Here is a 20,448-nt window from a genome sequence, read left to right as displayed (position 1 = left end):
TGGAACACCCTTTACTGCAATGCCATTAATTAGCAATGTCGTTAATTAGACATATCGCAGCAAAGGGATTCAGTCTCGAATTACTTCAGGATTCGGGCGCGGAATTGACGACCCTTCATTTTACCTGATTCGATTTTGTTCAGTGCTTTTTTAGCCACAGATCTTTCTACCGCTACGTAAGCACGCATTGCAAACAGATTGATCTTACCTACTGATTTACCATCAATGCCGCCTTGGCCCGTCAGTGCACCAAGAATATCACCAGCACGAAGCTTAGCTTTCTTACCGCCATCAATTTGGATGGTAACCATGTTTGAGTAGTACGGCTTAGCAATTGGTTTTGCTGGCAGTTCAGATGGCTCGATTGGCATGTCCATGTACTCATCAATTTGAGCAACACGGTACATCTCTTTTTCACTAAAAAAGCTGATCGCTACGCCTTTGCTTCCTGCACGGCCAGTACGACCAATACGGTGTACGTGAACTTCAGGGTCGCGAGACAATTCAAAGTTGAACACAGCATCTAGGTTATCAACATCAAGACCGCGAGCCGCAACGTCTGTCGCCACTAGAATCGAGATGGTTTTGTTTGAGAACTGAACCAAAGCTTGGTCACGTTCACGCTGTTCCATGTCACCATGAAGTTCGATAACACTGAAACCGCGGTGGCTTAGCTCATCGTTTACGTTCTGCACTTCTTTCTTAGTGTTACAGAACACAACCGCAGACTCCGGTTGGTGATGCAACAACAGCAGCTCTAGAGCGTCATCACGAGCTTCAGAACCTTCTAACTTGTAGAAGTGTTGTTGGATGCTTGAGTGATCGTGTGTTGATTCAACCTTCACCATTTCTGGATTGCGCATAATGCGGTCTGCAACAGATTTGATCTGTTTAGGGAAAGTCGCACTGAATAGCAGAGTTTGGCGTTCTTTTGGCGCCGCTTCAATCACAGCATCCAAAGCGTCTTGGAAACCCATCTCTAGCATGCGATCCGCTTCATCTAACACAAGTGTGTTCAGCTCAGACAGGTCAATGCGGCCTTTCTCTAGGTGATCAAGAATACGACCAGGTGTGCCTACAAGAATGTGTGCGCCATGCTCTAGTGAACCAATCTGTGGGCCCATTGGCATACCGCCACATAGTGTCAGCACTTTAATGTTGTGAATACCACGAGCAAGAGTACGAATCTCTTTTGCTACTTGGTCTGCAAGCTCACGAGTCGGACATAACACTAAAGACTGAACACGGAAACGCTTAACGCGTAGGTTCTGCAGCACGCCTAAACCGAAAGCAGCTGTTTTACCTGAACCCGTTTTACCCTGACCGATAACGTCCTTGCCATTTAGGATAGTAGGAAGACTTAACGCTTGGATAGGCGTCATTTCAGTATAACCAAGAGAATCTAACGTGTTTAGAAGCTCTGGTTTAAGGGCGATTGAAGAGAATTTTGAAGTGCTCAATGGAAATATCCAACTGGTGAAAAACAGAGTGCATTATGAGTGTTTTTGAAAATTATTCCACCTTAATCACAGTTTTGGAGAAACATGTTAGGCGAACACAAAAAAGCCAGCTTACTTAACTGGCTTTGACTTCTATACGAATTGCTTTCTATGGCACACCGTGACCTTTAGATGCCACCCATACGCGATACCACTGTTCGCGCGTCAGCTCGATTTTCAGTGCATCAACGGCCGTCTTCACACGCTCAATCTTACCAGAACCAATAATTGCAATTGGACTAGATGGTAAACGACGAACCCAAGCGTAAATCACTTGATCAATGCTGTCTGCACCGACTTCTTGACGAATCGCCTCTAGCTCATCACGAACGCGAACCGCTTGCGCTGAATCACCACTGAAGATGCTACCACCACCGAGACAAGACCACGCCATCGGGCGAATGCGGTTCATCTGCAGTTGATCTAGCGTGCCATCATGAGCCACTTCGAAGTTCAATGGGTTGATTTCAACTTGGTTGGTCACTAACGGCTTACCGAGTCGAGATTGAAGCAGTTCGAACTGACGCGGTGAAAAGTTAGAAACACCGAAGTGCTTAACTTTACCTACTTTGTGTAGCTCTGCGAACGCTTCTGCTACTTCATCGGCATCCATTAACACGTCAGGGCGGTGAATCAACAATACATCGATATCGTTAACACCTAAGTGCTCTAATGAGTTATTTACTGATTGGTAAATATGCTGCGCGCTGGTGTCATAGTGATTGATCTTACGATCTGGAGTGTGGTCACCACATAGGTTGATATCGCACTTGGTGACGATTTGAATATCATCACGAAGGCTTGGTTCAAGCGCTAACGCCTCACCAAACAACTTTTCACATTGGTAGTTACCGTAAATATCCGCGTGATCAACAGTTGTGATGCCAAGATCAATATGTTGCTTCAGGAAAGTCAGGCGTTGTTGCGGGGTCATGCCCCACTCTGCTGTACGCCAGTATCCTTGCACCAGCTCAGAAAGTTCTGGGCCTTGTGGCGCTATCGTTACTCTTGCAACCATGGGTTGTCTCCTTTATCAATACTGAACGTATCCTAAGCTCGTTTTACCGAAGGCTCAACGTATAACAAATGGCAAAGCTAAACGCTTATTAAAAATGTGAGAGCCGCAGAAAAACGAACACTTAAATGAATTATAACTTGCTGTCTGCCCGCGAGCCGTTCTCCTGAAAGGCTTGTTTAGCCTAATAAATAACGAAACTATCTATAAATTTGAGCAATTAAAAACGATTAAGTTCAACCGTTAAGTTGTCACCATCACTCTGTAACTGAATCCAAGGAGAAGTAGAGCTAGAAGAAGATAAGCTAGGCACATTCCACACACTCAGTTGCTCTGCTGAACCGTGAGGCGCGTTGATGAATTCGACCAGCTGTTTATCCACCTTATCGAAACCAACACCTTCATTTCGAGCTTGTTCGAGTTGAGCTGTAACATCGAATTCATCTTCACCAATACGAATTGAACTGAGAGCAAAGCCATCTTGGCGAAGGTATGCCTGAAGCTTTGTGTAACTTAGGTCCGAATATGGCAGGTTTAAGCGAACCGTTTCGACACTTGAGTCCCCCAACTCCAGTTCAACATACACATCCAGGTCGTAATATTGGGTTAAGTCACTGCACAACAAAGTACCTTCGATCTCACCACAATCCATCAACTCGATATCATTAATATAGTTTTGAGAATTCGGCAGACTTGGGCTGCTGTTAAATACTGTTCTTAGCCACCAGCTTTCGGTTGCTTGCGCTGAAAATGAAATAGCATTGAGGGACAGCATTAGAGGCAAGATTAGAACTTGAAAGATTTTCATCGACTGGGCTTATTTAGCGCTATATGAAGTGTCCATTATACGTGACCAAACGACAAACAACTGCTCGAGTCGCAAATTTTAGGCGAAAAAAAACGGGCATACATGCCCGCTAGATAATTTCATCACCGAATAACGTAATCCGTCACGTTGAGAACCATTACGAAAGAGAGAATATCACTCTCCCACAACAGTTACAACATGACATACCCATTACTTGTAGCCACCTTCAATAGCAGGCTCTTCAAGCGACAATCTGACTTTGTTACGTTGAATAGCTTCTGGCGGCAAGCTGATGAAGCCGTATTGGTTCAAAACGACTTGATGATCTTGTGACAAGGTAAGCCCAACAAAAAACTCCTCTTGTTCCGTAAAGCCTTTGCGATGCGCTGGAATATTCAAGTACATGTAATAAACCGTTGCTAACGGGTAACGACCAGAGAGGATCGTTTCTTTGTTTAGGTCGTAGTTCACACCTAGGTTATCAACCACGCTCAACCATTTCACATCAGAGATCTGATCTGAGTAAACGGTGTAACCAATGGCGGCATCTTCGTCTTCAATCTTATTAATCAGATCAGGTAAATCCGCTAAGAACTGAGTATGGGCATATTCTCCTTCTGTTCCACATTCGACCCAACTTGAAAAGGTAGTATGGCCTTTCAGGTTGTGATCAATGGCAAAGGGCAACATATGAGTATCTAGGCTTTCACCGTTACGAATATCACTACTTGCTGACCATTTTGGATGTTTAGGATCGTTAGAACAACCAAACACATCAATTAATTCAGCGACGGTGATTGATGTCGCAGGGTTATTTTCATTGGCTAGAATCGCAATCACGTCAGCGGTAAACATCAGCTCTGTTGGCCTATAACCGTAACGCATATCAAACCTTGCCATCTCTTTGTCAGTCCACTTTTTGGAAGTGATACCAACACGCGAGCGCTGCATGATCATCTGTTCTGGGACGCTGTCACTCAACAAGATTTCTAAGTCGATCTCTTGGCTCTTAAGCAGATCTTCTACAAGCCCCTGCATATTCGGCTCAATCGCGACCAAACCAATGTCACTGGCATCATTCGCAAATGTCGATACAGAGAACAACGCAGGTACAGCAGCAAGCAGCAAGCCCGATTTATTAGCTAGACATTTCATTACTGGCCTCCTACTGGATCAATCGACGTTTTAGACTCAACATCGCTATTACTATCGAGCTGCATTTCTGAAGTGAAGATGTTCCAAGATGGGTTCACTTCCATGCTTTCTGTTTTAATCACCGCGATCGTTCTACGCTTACGCTTGTGAAGATGCTGAGTTAAGCTGGTTATCTGAGTAAACTCTTGTTCAAAGATTCGCTCACCATTGATGCCTCTATCAATCAATGCGTCTCGAATCACGCCCGTTCTTTTCTTGGCCAATGCTTTGTTATACACGTTTGTACCTTCAGCACTGGTATCTCCGACCAAGGTAACCGAAGCATCAGGCTGCTCTCCTAGTAAACGCACCAACTCATTTAATACAGCGGTATGATCAGGTTTAAGGTCATACTTATCAAAATCAAATGCCACACTTAATACTTCAACATCTTCGACAATTTTCCAATTAGCACACCCTTTAATGTCTACCGTTACACCTTCTGGCGTATCGGCACATAGATCTCGCTGGTTAATCACACCATCTCGGTCATTATCCGCTAAGTCATCAATTTGGTGGCGTGTCATTGTCGTATCAGGCGTTTCTGCACATCCCATTAGCAAGATAGAGCTAAGTAGCGCTAGTTTAAAATATCTCATTACTTATTCTCCCCTTGCCACTCTTCTGGATGTTCAATCCTCAACGCATACGTCAACATACCCATCGCATTTAACACTCGATAAGCCGCTAACGTTTGATCATATTCAGTGCTGATGAAGTTTCTTCGAGCCAAAAACACTTCTACTTTTGCATCCAGTACATCAAGAAGGCTTCGTCTGCCAACATTGAATTGCTGGATATAGCCAAGCTCTGCAATTTTCGCTGCATCAACATTCTGTTGAAGTAAGGATTTTTGCTGCTCAAGCATTTTGTAAGCGTTCCAAGCCAGTTGTGTACCTTCTCGAACCTCACGCTCTGTTCGTAATCGGATCGCCCTTGCCTCTTCCACTCGCCAAGCTGACGATTCAACCCTGGAGTCGGTAGAGAAGCCATTAAACAGGTCATAATCCATCGTCAACATGATACGTGCATCTTCATCGACACCGCCTGGCGGGTTAGATACGTTGTCATTCTTATTGGCATGAAGCTCAAGTTTTAGTTCTGGGTAGTAATCCCCTTTCTCGCGGCGCATCTCTTTACGAGCCGCGTCGATATCAAGCAAAGAGGCTTTGATTTCAGGGTGATTCTCGACAGCTTGTTCAAGTGCGACCTGTGCTGAGCTTGGTAATAGAGCGTAATCAAACCGGGGGTAAACCAAGTTCACCGCAGGTTTGCCAACCAAGCGTAGATACTGAGTTTGCAAATCAAACAGGTTGTTCTGAGCGGCGATAAGTGAAGACTGCGCGGTCGCGACACGGGCGGAGATTTGAGCCAGATCCGAGTTGCTACTCAAGCCTTTGCTCTTTTTATCTTGGATATCTTGATAGATCTCTTGGTGCTCTTTTACATTACGCTTAGACAATTCAAGTAGCGTCTCTGCTTTTAGGATATCGAGGTAATTTCTCACCACATCTAACGATACGTTTTCAGCTCGCGAAATCAGAGTTAGACGCTCAGCTTCTGCTTCGAACGTCAGTCGATCGACATTCGATGTGGTTTTAAAACCATCAAATAGTAACTGGGATACTTTAACGCCAATTTCCGTTCTCGTTAGGCCTCTATCATCGCTATCAAGTTTGCTACCACTGTTGTAGCGCGTTTCTTCATAACCTGCTGCCGCGTACAAGTTCACTTGCGGCATATACAAACCACTCGCCGCGTCTCCGTCTCTGACCACCGATTGGTATCGGGAGTATTGCGCCAATATCTCTGGGCTATAGTCGATGGCAAAGGCCACGGACTCTTCTAATGAAGCTGCTTGAGACAGCCCACTCATTAGCAAGCACGAAGAGAGTAAGAATTTTGAATGCATTACACTTCCTTTTATATTTATGCTTTAACCCACTTCATCGTTCACGAAGTGAGTTTTCCTTAGCTCGTAAAATAGGTTTTAACCAATAACTCAATACTGTTTTCTCTCCGGTTAATATATCGACCGCGACTTGCATCCCTGGGATAATGCTAAAGGCAGAGTTTTGTTGCTGGTCTTCGTTTAACTGAATATGGGCACGATAATAGGCGTTTCCGTCTTCCGTTTGTAAGGCGTCGGCACTCACGTAAATCACCTCGCCTTTAAGTCCGCCATAAATGACGAAATCGTAGGCCGTGAATTTCACTGTTGCACCTAACCCGTTATGAACAAACGCAATATCTTGCGGAGAGATTCTCGCTTCAACAATCAGGTCACTGTTTGATGGAATGATCTCAATGATCGGCTCGCCGGGACGAACTACACCACCAATGGTACGCACAAAGATCTCTTTGACTGTGCCATCAACGGGCGCGACAATTTCAGTACGCTTGAGTTGGTCGGCAATCGCCTGCTGGCTTTCGTTCAGCTGCGCTATCTTGCTCGCCACTTCATTCAACTGGCCTTGCACTTTGGTACGAAAATCTAAAGCGATACTTCGATGATCCGCTATCGACTCTGAGTAGGCAGCTATCTGCTTCTGCGCTGCTACTTTTGAGCTAGCAATATCACCTTTGAGTTTGACTACATCACGGTTGAGTTTAAGTAGCTCAACTTCCGCAACAGCACCGCTCGCTACCACGTCTTTCAGCATGTTGCGCTCACGAATCACAATCTCGAGGCTGCTTTCAAGAGTCTGGATATTGTTAAACGTATCGACACGAGCTTGGTCTTGTTGCTCAATGCGAAGTGCCGCCTCTTCCAGTTCCGATTTCAACTGACCTAAACGTTCTCGATAGTTGGCTTTGGCGTTCATTAATGCCGGATGGCTCGATACATCGATGACAATATCTTGTGGCACCAAGATAACTCGTTCAAACCACTGTTTTGCATCGTTATTTAAAACAACGGTCGACAGCTCTGCTTTCAATCTTAATTGTTGGGCCAGTAAGGTATCCGCTTGTTGAGCCGACTCTAAAAAAGCCGCCTTAAAACGTGTGTCTTCTAACTTAGCTAGAGGTTGCCCCTTCACTACAGATTGGCCTTGTCGCACCATGATCTCTTGAACCAGTCCACCTTCTAAGCTCTGAATGGTTTGCACCGAAAGGCTTGGAACGACTTTACCTTCACCGATCACGACTTCTTCTAATGTTGCCCACGTAGCCCAACCGATAATTGAGACAATGAGTAGAGCACTCAACCAAATCAGCTTACGAGAGCGGAATGCCAAGTGGTTGTTGGTCCATTGAATATCATTACTCATGACGACCTCCCTTCACCACAGATACCGTCTTAAAGCGGCTCGTACCTTTAGGTACACTTTTCTTCTGTAGAGAGAGGATATCTTTTGGCTCACCCTCAGCTACGATTTGACCTTTATCCAACACAACCACTCGGTCACACATCATCAAGAATGAAGATTTGTGTGAGCTGATCAGCATTGAAGTTTCTCTTGGCATACTTTGAAGTGCATTGAAGAACTGTATCTCGGCTTGATTATCAAGTGCGCTGGTTGGCTCATCCATGATCAGTAATTTTGGACAGCGATAAAGCGCCCTTGCGATAGCCACAGCTTGGCGCTGACCACCAGAAAGTAACCGACCACTCTCACCGACAGGTGTTTCAAGGCCATTGCTTAGGCGCCCCATGTAACCATTCAAACCCGACTGTTGCAGCGCTTGTCTTAGCTTTTCTTCATCAACGTTGATCGCACCCAAAGTAACGTTGTCGTAAACACTGCCAAAGATAAGATTAGTGGTTTGTCCAACCCACCCCATACCGCTACGCAAGACACTGGTAGGCCATAATTGTCCATCAATCTCTTGGTAAAAAGCTTGCCCTGTTGTTGGTAAATACTGACGAGCCACAATCGATAAAAGTGTGGTTTTTCCGGCGCCTGCCGCACCGACAAGACCAACTCGCTCGCCCGGCTTAATATCAAGAGAAATCTCTTTCAATGCAGGGCTTTGAGTATCAGGATAGGTAAACGTGACATCATCTAATCTAACTCCACCAGCAAAATCACCCTTGTCGATCACTTGGTGCTTAGATTCTTCTTGCGGTAAGTCCATGATCTGGTTGAGACCTTCAACTGCCGAACGGGTTTGTTGGAACCTCAACATTAAAAGAGAAAGTTGATTCACTGAGCTCGCAGCACGCCCACTCAACATCACCACCGCTATCAAGCCACCCATGCTCAGCAAGCCTTCAGAGATCTGATACACACCGAATATGATGAGAGTAATGGTGACGATCTGCTGACTCGACTGAATAGAATGAGTCACAATGTTAGAGTAATGACGAGATTGAGTCTGCCATTGAGAGAGCGATGAAATCGTCTGTTCCCAACGTTTCTGGGTGATTCCCTCAGCGTTGTTTTGCTTGATGTCCGGAAGGGTTGTTAAGCAGTCAAACAGCTGTGCTTGTCTTTGTGTAGAGAGACGTGCGGTTTCATCGAATGTTTTCTCTACTTTGCCTTTCATCGCAATGCTCAGCACAATCAAGACCAACATGATCGCGACAGGGATGAACATCATCGCACCACCGAGCCAGCCGATAAGGAATAGGAATAACAAGGTGAATGGCAGGTCGACTAAAGTAACCAAAGAAATAGAAGTGAAGAAATCTTTCACGCTATCGAAATCTTGAAGCTGTCTGGCAAATGCGCCTACCGATTGAGGTCGATTTTCCAGCTTCATACCAAGGACTTTAGAGAACAGTTGAGAAGACAACTTGTTATCAATATAGCGCCCAGCCATGTCGGTCACAGAGCTTCGTGAGCTTCTCAACACCCAATCAAAAATAACGACAATACCAACGCCTGCCGCCAACACCCAAAGCGTGTTAAACGCTTGGTTTGGCACCACACGATCGTACACATTCATGGTAAAAAGAGGCACGACTAGCGCGAGCAAGTTGATCAAGAATGAAGCGATAAACAGGTCTCTGTACCAGGGTTTTACTTCCTTGACAACACGCCATAACCAACGGGTGTTGGACTTATTCTCGCTACGTTCATGGGATTGAACACGCGCATCATCAAGCGCTTGAGCACCCACTTGCCACACATACGATTCCACTTGAGCAACCAAGTCTTTTAACGATGTTTCTTGGCTTGAATTGGTTTCACAATCCAATACTTGAAAGTGGCCACCGGAGTCTTGAGTGACGACAAAGGGACTCCCTGTCGCAGAATTAACAGCAACAACGGGGAACTGACATTGAGTCAGTAATTCTTTTTTAACGTGGCTCAAAGTTAACCCCGATTTCTCAATGGCTCTTGGGAAAAGGGATTCATTGAGCCTTCCTTCATTTAAAGGTAGGCCAGACACTATTTTGGAAGGATGGCTGCGAACATTAAAATGCTCACATAACCATTCAACACAACCTAGCCAGCTGTCTTTTTGTTCTACCAATCTAAACTTCCTTTTATAGACTGTACATCCAACTTACAGCGTTAAATTATTGTCTTCTATCATTTTTTGTAAAATTTGTGCTTCTAATGCACTGCTACTGTCACCTTGATACAGATCGTCGTACGTGACATCGGCTATTAAGATGTTTTGTTGAACGTCTTCGTCGCCATTAGGTTTAATAGAAATGGTCACGCCTTCACCAGATTCTTCTAAATCTAGATATTGTGTTGCCCCTAGCCCTGTATTAAGCCCTAGGCTTCCCAAAATACCCGAGAGGTCAATTGCATCAGTATCTGGAGACGCATCAAAATCTTGAATCACATCGTAGCTTGGTGCTTCAGCACTCCCTAAACCTGAAGATGCGAACACAAAATTATCTGAGCCCGTCCCGCCAATCAGCAGGTCGTTATCATCTGTCGCGGTAATCGTAGAGTCCCCTTCAGCAACAAATTCAACCGATACCGTTTGAGGTAATCCTACCGCTTGGTTGTTGCCTATTTCAGCAGAAGGTTCGATGGTGAGTTCAAATGGGTCAACGCCATCATAGCCACCTGTCATCGCTAGATTCGGTACATCTGCCAAGTCCACCACATATTGACCATCGACCATAGAGCCGTGTGAGAACGTCAAACCTGCGGGAATATCATAAATTGTAATGAAGCCCACTTCTGAATCAGCAGGGTTTACAAGAGAAAGGTCTAAACCAAGAGGAATCGTGCCACTTGCTTCTGCCACGATCGAAGAGTATTCAACGCTCAATAACGGTGCATCAGGCTCTGGTGTGATAATAAGCGTCATGTCTTGCGAGCTCGGGTCACCCGTGTCGACCACTAGCTCACCGAGTACCGTATTTTGATCAACCGTTCGGCCGGTAATCGTAATATCGAGGTTACCAAACGCATCGCCTGCAAAGAATTCGAGCTCATCAACAGAACTTGCTTTAACGAGGATAGTCGCCTGTATGATGCCACCAACACTGGTGAAAGAACTGGTTTCTGATCCAATTCGAATTCGGTCTAACCCAACTAACCCTGATGGGTCCGAAGTTCCATTCACTGTTACCGTAATTGCTAAAAACTCATCACTGTTAGTTTCAAAGCTATTGGCATCAAGAGGAATCACGATGCCATCATCTTCACTTCCAGTGAGCTGTTCAGGTAAATCGAAGAACTCAACTTTGTCACCTATAGGGTTAACACCTACAGTAAATTCAGATTGTGTATAACGGATATCCGTCGTACCAATTTCTTGAGTAATCGCCTCTAGAGACAGATTAATGTCACCACTAAAGTCTCTTGGTGGCAGAATGACTAGATTAGATAACTGACTTGGATCTAACTGCCACTTATAGGTAGGGTTTCCATCGAAGGTACCGCCATCAGCACCATTGTTTGGAACCAACTCATAGTTGTCTCCGATTTTAATAGCGACAACTGCGCCTTCAGGAACTCCCTTTAACGAAAGCGACATGTTTTCAGAACCATCTTGGTCAATGAGCTCTGCGCTAAGTGATGACAATGAAATGTAGTTATCCTCGTCGCCGACTATATCCTCTGTCACCAAGTTCGCCGCATCAGCAACTGGCTCAACGGTGATCGTGACCACAGTCGTTTTATCTTGCGTATCCGTTTCTGTTACGCAATCCGCTTTGTCGGTAATATTTGCTGTCACAGTGAGGGTAATTTCACCACTGTAATGCTCAGGTGGCGTTACCAACACATCACTCAAGCGGCTAGGATCCGTTACCGTCCAAGTACCATTGCCGTTATCAACCAACAAGCCAGTATCAGCAGGACTCTCCGATAGTGTTACACCATTTGATACTGTGATGGTCAGAGAGTTAACTGTCTCCTTGCCAGTAGCACTATTGCCTTCACCCGTGATTAACTGACCGTCTTCAACGCTATCTCCAAGAACAAGCTCAAGATTAAGATCCGTGGCGATGTCTTCTTGAATCGTTGTCGAATCCGTGGCAACGGTGATGTCATCCACAACAGGCAAGACTTGAATACTAATAGTTTGAGCTGTCGTTACGGTTTCACCATTACACGGTGAGGTTTCAATCGTCTCTATCGTGAAATCAATACATCCAGCGAAATCCTCATCCAATCCAGTTAACGTCAGTTTCGAGAGACCATCGGCAGTAATCGAGTAACCGACTACTTCGCCAGATGCATCATATTCAGCAATAACGCCATCACCAGAAATCTCGACGCCCTCAGGAAGAGAATCGGCAGGAATATAGAAAGAGATCGTATTGTCTGGGTCACTGCCAACATCGGTGTTTAGCAAGCCAGTGAGATCAATATCTTCCCCTTCAGGTGTTTTAATTTCGCCATCGGGTTGAATCGGGCTTGGTGGGCCAACAGGGTCACAAGAACCGCCACCGCCGTCATGGCCAGTGATCTGGATTTGGAATGAAGTATCAATATACTTTGAATCTTCACCATCAATCACACGAGCACGAACCACAATATCTAAAACGGGTGTATCGCTTGGGCTGGAGATCGTCATACCGCTCAAGACTTCTTGCGCCAACTCTTGGATCGAGTCACTCGTAAGACCGTTCGCAGAGATAATCCAGTTTCCTGAAACATCTTGAGCGGCTCCGTTGGGGTGATCGATAATCAGCGAATAGCCATCAGGCACATCGATCAAGATATAATCTAAGTACTCGGAGCCATCCATATCTGCGTCAACAAAAGTAACTGCATCCGACACGTTGACTGGAGAACCGTCCTCACTGAGGTATAGCTGACCAGAACTTTCCAAACGAGTATCTGACTCGACCCTTGCATCTACAGTGACACTGATTGATCCTAAAATATCCTTTACATCAGTCGCGCCTGTCGGCGAAGTGTCGGTAACTTCATAGGTAATTGGGACCGAAAATGTACCGCTCAAATCTTCAGTAGCGGTGACGGATAGTCTTCCGCTACTTAAAAGTTCGGACAGTGTTGGCGTCGTAGAGTCTAATAAACTTTCTAAATCTAACCCTGAAACCGGCACATCAATAACACTGCCATCGAAATAGAGAGTCAGGTCAGCAGGAAGGCTATCAATCACATAACCCGTTAAAGACTCACTACCATCAACATCTTGATTCACTGATGGCTCTAGATTCAATCCAATTTGGCTGTCTTCAATACCTTGAGTGCTAACTGTTTGACCATCTTCTTGATCAACAACGGGCGCTAACTCTACTTTCAACGTCATCGGAAACTCGCCCGAATCACCATCAGGCTCTGTCGAGATAGCAGTAACAGTTAGCTCTAGCTCGCCACTAAAATCCGGAATTGGCTTGAGATACAAATCATTCAGTTGGGCGTTAGAGACTTGGAATACTGGCCCTGTTACATCGTCAATGTAGGCGATGGTTAATGACACTGGCTCACCCAATGAATCCACCAGCAAGGTGCCATCAGGAATATTGGTCAAGAGTATATTAATTTCTTCTGAAACATCGTCATCTGAGGTTTGGACTACAAAATCGAGACGAATCAAACCATCTTCATTGAGGACAGATTGATTGCTGATAATTTTTGTATCGCTGTCATATTCCCAGTGCGCATTGCCACCATCCACAACAATCGGCTCATCGACGACACCTTTGAGGAAAATATTGATGGTTTTGGTATCGCTAAGTGCGGTCACATTAACAGGGTCTAACGAGTCAACTGTCGATTCATAAGAAACGGCAGTCACGTTAATAAATAGGTTTTCCGTAAAGGAACTGATGTCTTCTTTTGGTATTAGATAAGCGGTGCCATTCTCTATCGCTTCAGCAGAAACGAGATAAGTATTAGGGCCAATTAAGTCAAACAATCCACCTTGAATTACCCAACCGTCTTGTACTTCAATTTGGTAACTTAACGATTCAGAACCGTCAGTATCAGTCAACGCACCATTGATTACGTTCTTTAGGAAGATGCTTTCATCTTCCAGACCTTTGTAATCTTTGACAGATAAAATTGGGGTATCCGCATCCGCTGAAATCTCGACAACTACGGTATTAACAATATCGGCAGTTTTATCATCGGGGTCAGCGAAGGTGTTTCCCGCTTCGGTTGCAATCGCAGTAATCTCAAACTCGAATCGACCCGCTAGATTTTCATCGGCTCTGATTTCCATTTTGTCGATTTGGGTCTGGGTGTATTCCTTACCCTCTTTAACGGCGCTACCATTCAAGGTGATATTCAACCCATCTGGAATTCCGCTAATGGTATAAGACAGTTCTTCAGATGTATCTTGGTCAACCAACTGAGCGGCGATATCTAATTTAATTGGATCTGCGTCGTCTTCTACGGATTGGTATGTAAATACAGAATCGGACCAATCCGGGGCATCCGCTACGGGTAAAACAGAAACAGAAACATCTGCGGTCAGCTCTTTTGGAACCGTGTCAGTACTAATGATCGCGTTGATCGCTAGAATAACCGTTGAGGTCGTATTCGATTCATGAAGTGCTGGTCGATAAGTCAACTGGCCATTCGGGCCGGTAAACTGACTGTCAATCGCTGTTAACTGATTGCCTGAAAGCGTCACCTTGCCATCAACCACTTGAAGCAATACGCCATCTAAATACAGGCTACCGCCTTGCAAAGAATCTTCTGAGAATTCAATAGCAGCAACAGTTTCGCTTTGGTCCACGTCTCCAGTAGAAACACTCACAACAATAATGGCGTCGTTATCTTCTGTGGTTTCTGAATCTTCATAACGAATAAAGCCTTCGTTATCATCCAGTATGAGCTCCGCGTTACTTACCACTTCATCGCCGTCGGCATCTCGCACCAAATAATCAATATCATCGACGATCTTAGGATCGGCAGGATTGGTCGTTACATTGGGATTCGTGGTTAGTTGATAGCTACCATCAGGTGAAAGGGTAAATTGGCCGTATACGCTACCACTGTCAAAATCGTTGATTAGATCAATGGTTATTGGAGTATCAGCATCCACAAAGGTGTAGGTAGTACCGCGATAATCGAAACTTACAATAGTTGCTCCATCGGCACCTGCGAACTCTTCCGTTAGGAACTGTCCATTGAGGTCATCACCCTCAACCATTTCAATAGAACCGCTTCGTGAAGTTGGAATGGCATCCGTGACATTAACTATATAAATGGCAGGATCAGAACTGTCTCCATCCGCATCGTTGACTGTCAGTTCGAAATTGAGGGCTAGATTATTCTCTCCATCAGCATTTGCATGATCAAGAGGTGCATATAGGTTGAACTCTGTTGTGCCATCGTTGTTAAAACGAATTCGGAAGATATCGTTACCCGACGTATCTTGAGCGTAATACCAACCATCGGCATTCGCTTCTTGCAAGGATATCGCTCGTCCGCCACTGCTGTAACCGAGGGCATCAAAAGCATCGATGTTGATTGAAACGGATGCGATATCGTCCGATCCTTGAATAATCGCTATCGATGGGCTTGGTTCTTCAGTCCCTGTTTGTTCCTTATCACCAATGAGTCCATCTTCATCGACAGATATGCTGCCTACAATCGAGAATGCAGGATCCTTACCGTCGTATATTTTGATGTCGGATTCTTGCGTATCTCTTGATCCATCAGAGTCAATCGTGACGATAGCAGCTGGTATTGTCAGCTCGGTGTCTTTTGTACCAGAGCCGTGATCAATGGACTGATATAGCTCAATAACAACATCAACATTTGTCGAACCATTTGATTCAAGACTAAAGTCATCTGGAAGCTTGATTTTTAAAACAGCATCACCATTGCCAAGAACAGCATCAAATGTACCATTTCCGTTGTCACGCCAAGTCAACGCTTCACCATTGCTGGTTACCGCAACACCATCGCTATCAAGAACAGCTTGGCCAGTGATCACATCCAACCCTAAGAAAACAAGAGGGTCATTACCAGCGGTAACCGCCAAGCTCACGTTTGCTGTTGATCCAACTCCCGACAGCGTGCTATCAGCTACAGGGATTTCACTCAGTTCAACCGTTCCAGAACCAATCGTTGGCTCACCGCCATCAGTCACTGACACATTTAAGGCTAATTTGGTTTCATCGTTGTCATCATCTTTTGCTGTGATGACAAAAGGAATTTGGTCGGTTCCATTCGTTTGGTCGAGCCCCTTGAATAGCTCAAAGGTGTAAGTGACATCAGTATCGGCCTCACCTGACAAAGAGGTGAAGCTCAAGGTAAACGCTTTATTTTCAGCACTTTCAGAGCCAACATAACCAGTAAGTTCATTTCCGCCTGCAGAGACTACATAGATGATCTGTACGCCCCCACTAAACAACTGCGGCTGATCTCCAACATCAAAAAATACAGACTCAACAAAGTCACTTCCGACGTTGAGGTTGAAAGTGCCAGTATCTGAAACACTGCCGTGAATAAGATCTGACTCGTCCACAGCAGCATTGCTAGTTGAAGTTAATATTGGGTCGGCTCCATCCTGGATGATCCAATCGAATTGCCCTTGCTCTAAAGAAGTACCATCTAAATCCGTTCCATCAATAATAAGTGGCAGGGTGATGGAGTCATTGCTGAACAGGTGGTTTATAGGCTGCTCTAACACTAATGTGACATCTGCTAGAACATCGATACCACTAGCGACTGCACTCAACGTTAGCGTGAATATCGTTTCACCGTTTGCTTGCGCGGTAATCGTTTTACCATCATTCGCTAACGTGTAGGTTAGAGGGAACTTCTCATCTCCGGTCGTCAAGCCCAAGGCGTCTAGCTGCACCAGAGTATTAGCATTAAATACAATAGAAGCAGGATCTGGATTATCTGAGCCAGCGGAAACGGTAAACTGACCAACGACAGTTTGAACTCCATCAGACACATCACCTTCAGAGCTGGTTGTTGTCCCATCAACAACTAACCCTGCATCACCATCAAAAATATCGATCACCGCAGTGCCACTTCCGAAGTCATTACTGCTGTCGCCTGCAACATAGTTGAAAGTGATGTTTTGAGCTACGGTGTGGTCCAAATTTCTGTTGGCGACGAACGTCCAATGACCATTGGAAAAAACGGTCAAAACACCTTCATCCAAAGTAAAAGAAACTGGCGCACTCCCGGATATTGTTTGTGTCGTCCCATCAACTTCAACACTTTTTATTGTCAGCTGTGTATCAAGATCGATATCATTATTCAGTACATTTCCTGACGTGACCTCACCTTCAATTACTTCATAAGACTCATCAAAAATGAGTGGTTCCGAGTCTTTGACCACTATAGGTAGATGACCGATGACGAGCTCAGTAGTGCCGTCCGCATCCGTTTGTAAACCTTCAATAACCAGCGCAGTCTGAATTGAATCTAATCCTGCTTCTTGGTCAATCGCCTTATAAAAATTGATATTTACGTTGCTGCCAGAAATTGAAGCGTCGAACACAATTTGGCCATCGCTTCGGGTTCCAATAAGGCTTTGCTTGTTAGACGATACCGCGATAGTGATCGACAGGCTTTGAGAGGTTAATGACTCAGCTATAGTTTGATCTGCGCTAAACGAGAAGTCCGCAAAATCGATCCTAATATCAGAAGTTTGTGTTTCGTCTCCAAAAATACCGATGATGTTTTCCGAAAACACCACTGATTCAGGAAGAATAATCGTCGGCATGTCATCGATGGCTTCGTTGCCGACTGTATTGAAAACTTTTGCGTCGATCGTCCATTCCGCAGAAGAATTTAAGGTAGATATATCAATATTCTCCACCACCCAGTTACCTGCGAAATCAACAACTCCCTCGAACACCAGTGTCTGAGTCCCGTCGTTTACTTCAATGTAAACCGGTAAACCTTCTGCAACATTGGTTGTACCCTGCATGGTGGTTAAATCACCACTACGAAAATCTAAGATGTTGAAACCAGATAAGGTATCAATATCGATAACAGGTGGGACGGTATCAATTTTTCCTGTCGAGTCTGTGCCCGTTGTTTCATTACCTGCAATATCAACGGTAACTGCTTCTACGGTAATGTTGCCATCCGCAAATGCAGACAGATCGACATCATCGATGCTCCAAGCCCCTGCAACAACTACGGTTTGTAACGTGATAGACTGATTATTGCTATCCGAAACTGTGACGGTAATAGGCTGTCCATTTTCTACATTTTTAACAACACCTTGTAGACGAACAGATTGAACCTCTTCAGTGTTGAGTATGTTGTCGGCATCATCGAATTTTGCTGTGATACTTGCCAGAGTATCCTTAACGATTATATCGCTAGAAGTAACAGTATTGCCCGCAACATCCGTAACGCTAGCCTCTACGGTTAAGATTCCTTCTGCAAACCCCGAATAGTCTTGACCTGTCAGCGTCCAATTTCCGCCAACTACTGTGGTCGTATAAACTTGGGAGACATTAAGGCTATCGGTAAGGGTAATAGTGATCGTTTGACCGTCTTCAACATCCTCAACCGTGCCAACCAAGGCACCATTAGTAATTTCGGCTAAGTTGTAATACTCATCACCAAAACCATCAAAATCGACACTGATATCCGCTAGCGTATCTTTGACGATGGTATCGCTAGAAGTTGCAGTATTACCCGCAATGTCCGTAACCGTAGCTTCTACTGTTAGCGTGCCTTCAGCGAAGGCTGAATAATCTTGACCAATGAGACTCCACTCGCCACCAGTAACTGTCGCGGTATAATTTTCTGACTTGCCATCAACATCGGTGATAGTGATTGAAACTTCTTGGCCATCTTCAACATTGGTCACCGTGCCAACTAAAGCGCCATTACTGACCTCGGCAGAGTTGTAATACTCGTCACCAAAACCATCGAAATCGACACTGATGTCCGCCAGCGTGTCTTTGACTATTGTGTCACTGGAGGTCGCTGTATTGCCCGCAATGTCGGTAACCGTGGCTTCTACCGTTAAAGTGCCGTCAGCGAAGGCTGAATAATCTTGACCTGTGAGAGTCCATTCGCCACCAGTGACTGTCGCGGTATAATTTTCTGACTTGCCATCAACATCGGTGATAATGATGGAAACTTCCTGACCATCTTCAACATTGGTCACCGTGCCAACTAATGCGCCATTACTGACCTCGGCAGAGTTGTAATACTCATCACCAAAACCATCAAAATCCTCACTGATGTCCGCCAACGTATCTTTGACTATTGTGTCACTGGAAGTCGCTGTATTGCCCGCAATGTCGGTAACCGTAGCTTCTACCGTTAAGGTGCCTTCAGCAAAAGTGGAATAGTCTTGACCGACTAATGTCCATTCACCAGCGGTGACCGTAGCAGTATAATTTTCTGACTTGCCATCAACATCGGTGATGGTGATAGTAACTTCTTGACCATCTTCAACATTGGTAACCGTGCCGACCAATGCGCCATTACTGACCTCGGCAGAGTTGTAATACTCATCACCAAAACCATCAAAATTGACACTGATGTCCGCCAACGTATCTTTGACGATGGTATCGCTAGAAGTAGCTGGATTACCCGCAATGTCGGTAACCGTAGCTTCTACCGTTAAGGTGCCTTCAGCGAAGGCTGAATAATCTTGACCTGTGAGAGTCCATTCACCACCAGAAACTATCGCGGTATAATTTTCTGATTTGCCAACAACATCAGTGATAGTGATTGAAACTTCCTGACCATCTTCAACATTGTTCACCGTACCAACTAATGCGCCATTACTGACCTCGGCAGAGTTATAATACTCATCACCAAAACCATCAAAATTGACACTGATGTCCGCCAACGTATCTTTGACAACTGTGTCACTGGAGGTCGCTGTATTGCCCGCAATGTCGGTAACCGTAGCTTCTACCGTTAAAGTGCCTTCAGCGAAGGCTGAATAATCTTGACCTGTGAGAGTCCATTCGCCACCAGTGACTGTCGCGGTATAATTTTCTGACTTGCCATCAACATCGGTGATAATGATGGAAACTTCCTGACCATCTTCAACATTGGTCACCGTGCCAACTAATGCGCCATTACTGACCTCGGCAGAGTTGTAATACTCATCACCAAAACCATCAAAATCCACACTGATGTCCGCCAACGTATCTTTGACGATGGTATCGCTAGAAGTAGCAATATTGCCTGCAACGTCCGTGACACTTGCTTCAACGGTTAAAATGCCTTCTGCAAAACCCGAATAGTCTTGGCCGACTAATGTCCATTCACCACCAGAAACTATCGCGGTATAATTTTCTGATTTGCCATCAACATCAGTGATAGTGATTGAAACTTCTTGACCATCTTCAACATTGGTCACCGTACCAACTAATGCGCCATTACTGACCTCGGCGGAGTTATAATACTCGTCACCAAAACCATCGAAATTGACACTGATGTCCGCCAACGTATCTTTGACAACTGTGTCACTGGAGGTCGCTGTATTGCCCGCAATGTCTGTAACCGTGGCTTCTACCGTTAAAGTGCCTTCAGCGAAGGCTGAATAATCTTGACTTGTGAGAGTCCATTCGCCACCAGTGACTGTCGCGGTATAATTTTCTGACTTGCCATCAACATCGGTGATGGTGATAGTAACTTCTTGAC

Annotated in this window: 9 protein-coding genes and 1 pseudogene; all 10 read right to left on the bottom strand. The window is 45.0% G+C overall.

Annotated features, from left to right (window positions below):
- Nucleotides 1-80: 80 nt before the first annotated feature.
- Nucleotides 81-1,460, bottom strand: coding sequence for an ATP-dependent RNA helicase DbpA (dbpA, locus tag AB6E30_RS05895; protein WP_017064348.1), 1,380 nt, complete (start codon nucleotides 1,458-1,460; stop codon nucleotides 81-83).
- A gap of 148 nt (nucleotides 1,461-1,608) precedes the next feature.
- Nucleotides 1,609-2,517 carry an aldo/keto reductase family oxidoreductase gene (locus tag AB6E30_RS05890; protein ID WP_017064347.1) on the bottom strand — a complete coding sequence of 303 codons (909 nt, stop codon included), beginning with the start codon at nucleotides 2,515-2,517 and terminating at the stop codon, nucleotides 1,609-1,611.
- Between the two features lie 217 nt (nucleotides 2,518-2,734).
- A complete protein-coding gene (locus AB6E30_RS05885; protein ID WP_017071598.1) occupies nucleotides 2,735-3,322 on the bottom strand; it encodes a hypothetical protein in 588 nt (195 codons plus the stop codon).
- Nucleotides 3,323-3,532: 210 nt separating this feature from the next.
- On the bottom strand, nucleotides 3,533-4,477 hold the full coding sequence (locus tag AB6E30_RS05880) for a PstS family phosphate ABC transporter substrate-binding protein (RefSeq protein WP_017059474.1): 945 nt from the start codon (nucleotides 4,475-4,477) through the stop codon (nucleotides 3,533-3,535).
- Nucleotides 4,477-5,115 carry an OmpA family protein gene (locus tag AB6E30_RS05875; RefSeq protein ID WP_017059473.1) on the bottom strand — a complete coding sequence of 213 codons (639 nt, stop codon included), beginning with the start codon at nucleotides 5,113-5,115 and terminating at the stop codon, nucleotides 4,477-4,479. The genes AB6E30_RS05880 and AB6E30_RS05875 overlap by 1 nt, the downstream gene beginning before the upstream one ends.
- Nucleotides 5,115-6,428, bottom strand: coding sequence for a TolC family outer membrane protein (locus AB6E30_RS05870; protein ID WP_102321358.1), 1,314 nt, complete (start codon nucleotides 6,426-6,428; stop codon nucleotides 5,115-5,117). Before AB6E30_RS05870 ends, AB6E30_RS05875 begins: the two co-directional genes overlap by 1 nt.
- Before the next feature lie 34 nt (nucleotides 6,429-6,462).
- A complete protein-coding gene (locus tag AB6E30_RS05865; RefSeq protein ID WP_372102932.1) occupies nucleotides 6,463-7,788 on the bottom strand; it encodes an HlyD family type I secretion periplasmic adaptor subunit in 1,326 nt (441 codons plus the stop codon).
- Nucleotides 7,781-9,940, bottom strand: coding sequence for a type I secretion system permease/ATPase (locus tag AB6E30_RS05860; protein ID WP_372102930.1), 2,160 nt, complete (start codon nucleotides 9,938-9,940; stop codon nucleotides 7,781-7,783). The genes AB6E30_RS05865 and AB6E30_RS05860 overlap by 8 nt, the downstream gene beginning before the upstream one ends.
- Before the next feature lie 33 nt (nucleotides 9,941-9,973).
- Nucleotides 9,974-20,251, bottom strand: coding sequence for an Ig-like domain-containing protein (locus AB6E30_RS05855; RefSeq protein ID WP_372102968.1), 10,278 nt, complete (start codon nucleotides 20,249-20,251; stop codon nucleotides 9,974-9,976).
- A gap of 21 nt (nucleotides 20,252-20,272) precedes the next feature.
- Nucleotides 20,273-20,428: pseudogene (locus tag AB6E30_RS05850) on the bottom strand (Ig-like domain-containing protein); the annotation flags it as partial.
- Between the last annotated feature and the right edge of the window lie 20 nt (nucleotides 20,429-20,448).

The sequence above is a fragment of the Vibrio sp. 10N.247.311.12 genome, from assembly GCF_041467515.1.
GTDB classification, from domain to species: Bacteria; Pseudomonadota; Gammaproteobacteria; order Enterobacterales; family Vibrionaceae; genus Vibrio; species Vibrio crassostreae_C.
The sequence above is the reverse complement of the archived record's forward strand: the minus strand, read 5'-3'. Positions and strand labels throughout refer to the sequence as shown.

Coding starts and splice junctions, on each gene's coding strand:
- AB6E30_RS05875 (WP_017059473.1), bottom strand. CDS start 5,115: ATGAGATATTTTAAACTAGCGCTACTTAGCTCTATCTTGCTAATGGGA.
- AB6E30_RS05865 (WP_372102932.1), bottom strand. CDS start 7,788: ATGAGTAATGATATTCAATGGACCAACAACCACTTGGCATTCCGCTCT.
- AB6E30_RS05870 (WP_102321358.1), bottom strand. CDS start 6,428: ATGCATTCAAAATTCTTACTCTCTTCGTGCTTGCTAATGAGTGGGCTG.
- AB6E30_RS05890 (WP_017064347.1), bottom strand. CDS start 2,517: ATGGTTGCAAGAGTAACGATAGCGCCACAAGGCCCAGAACTTTCTGAG.
- AB6E30_RS05885 (WP_017071598.1), bottom strand. CDS start 3,322: ATGAAAATCTTTCAAGTTCTAATCTTGCCTCTAATGCTGTCCCTCAAT.
- AB6E30_RS05880 (WP_017059474.1), bottom strand. CDS start 4,477: ATGAAATGTCTAGCTAATAAATCGGGCTTGCTGCTTGCTGCTGTACCT.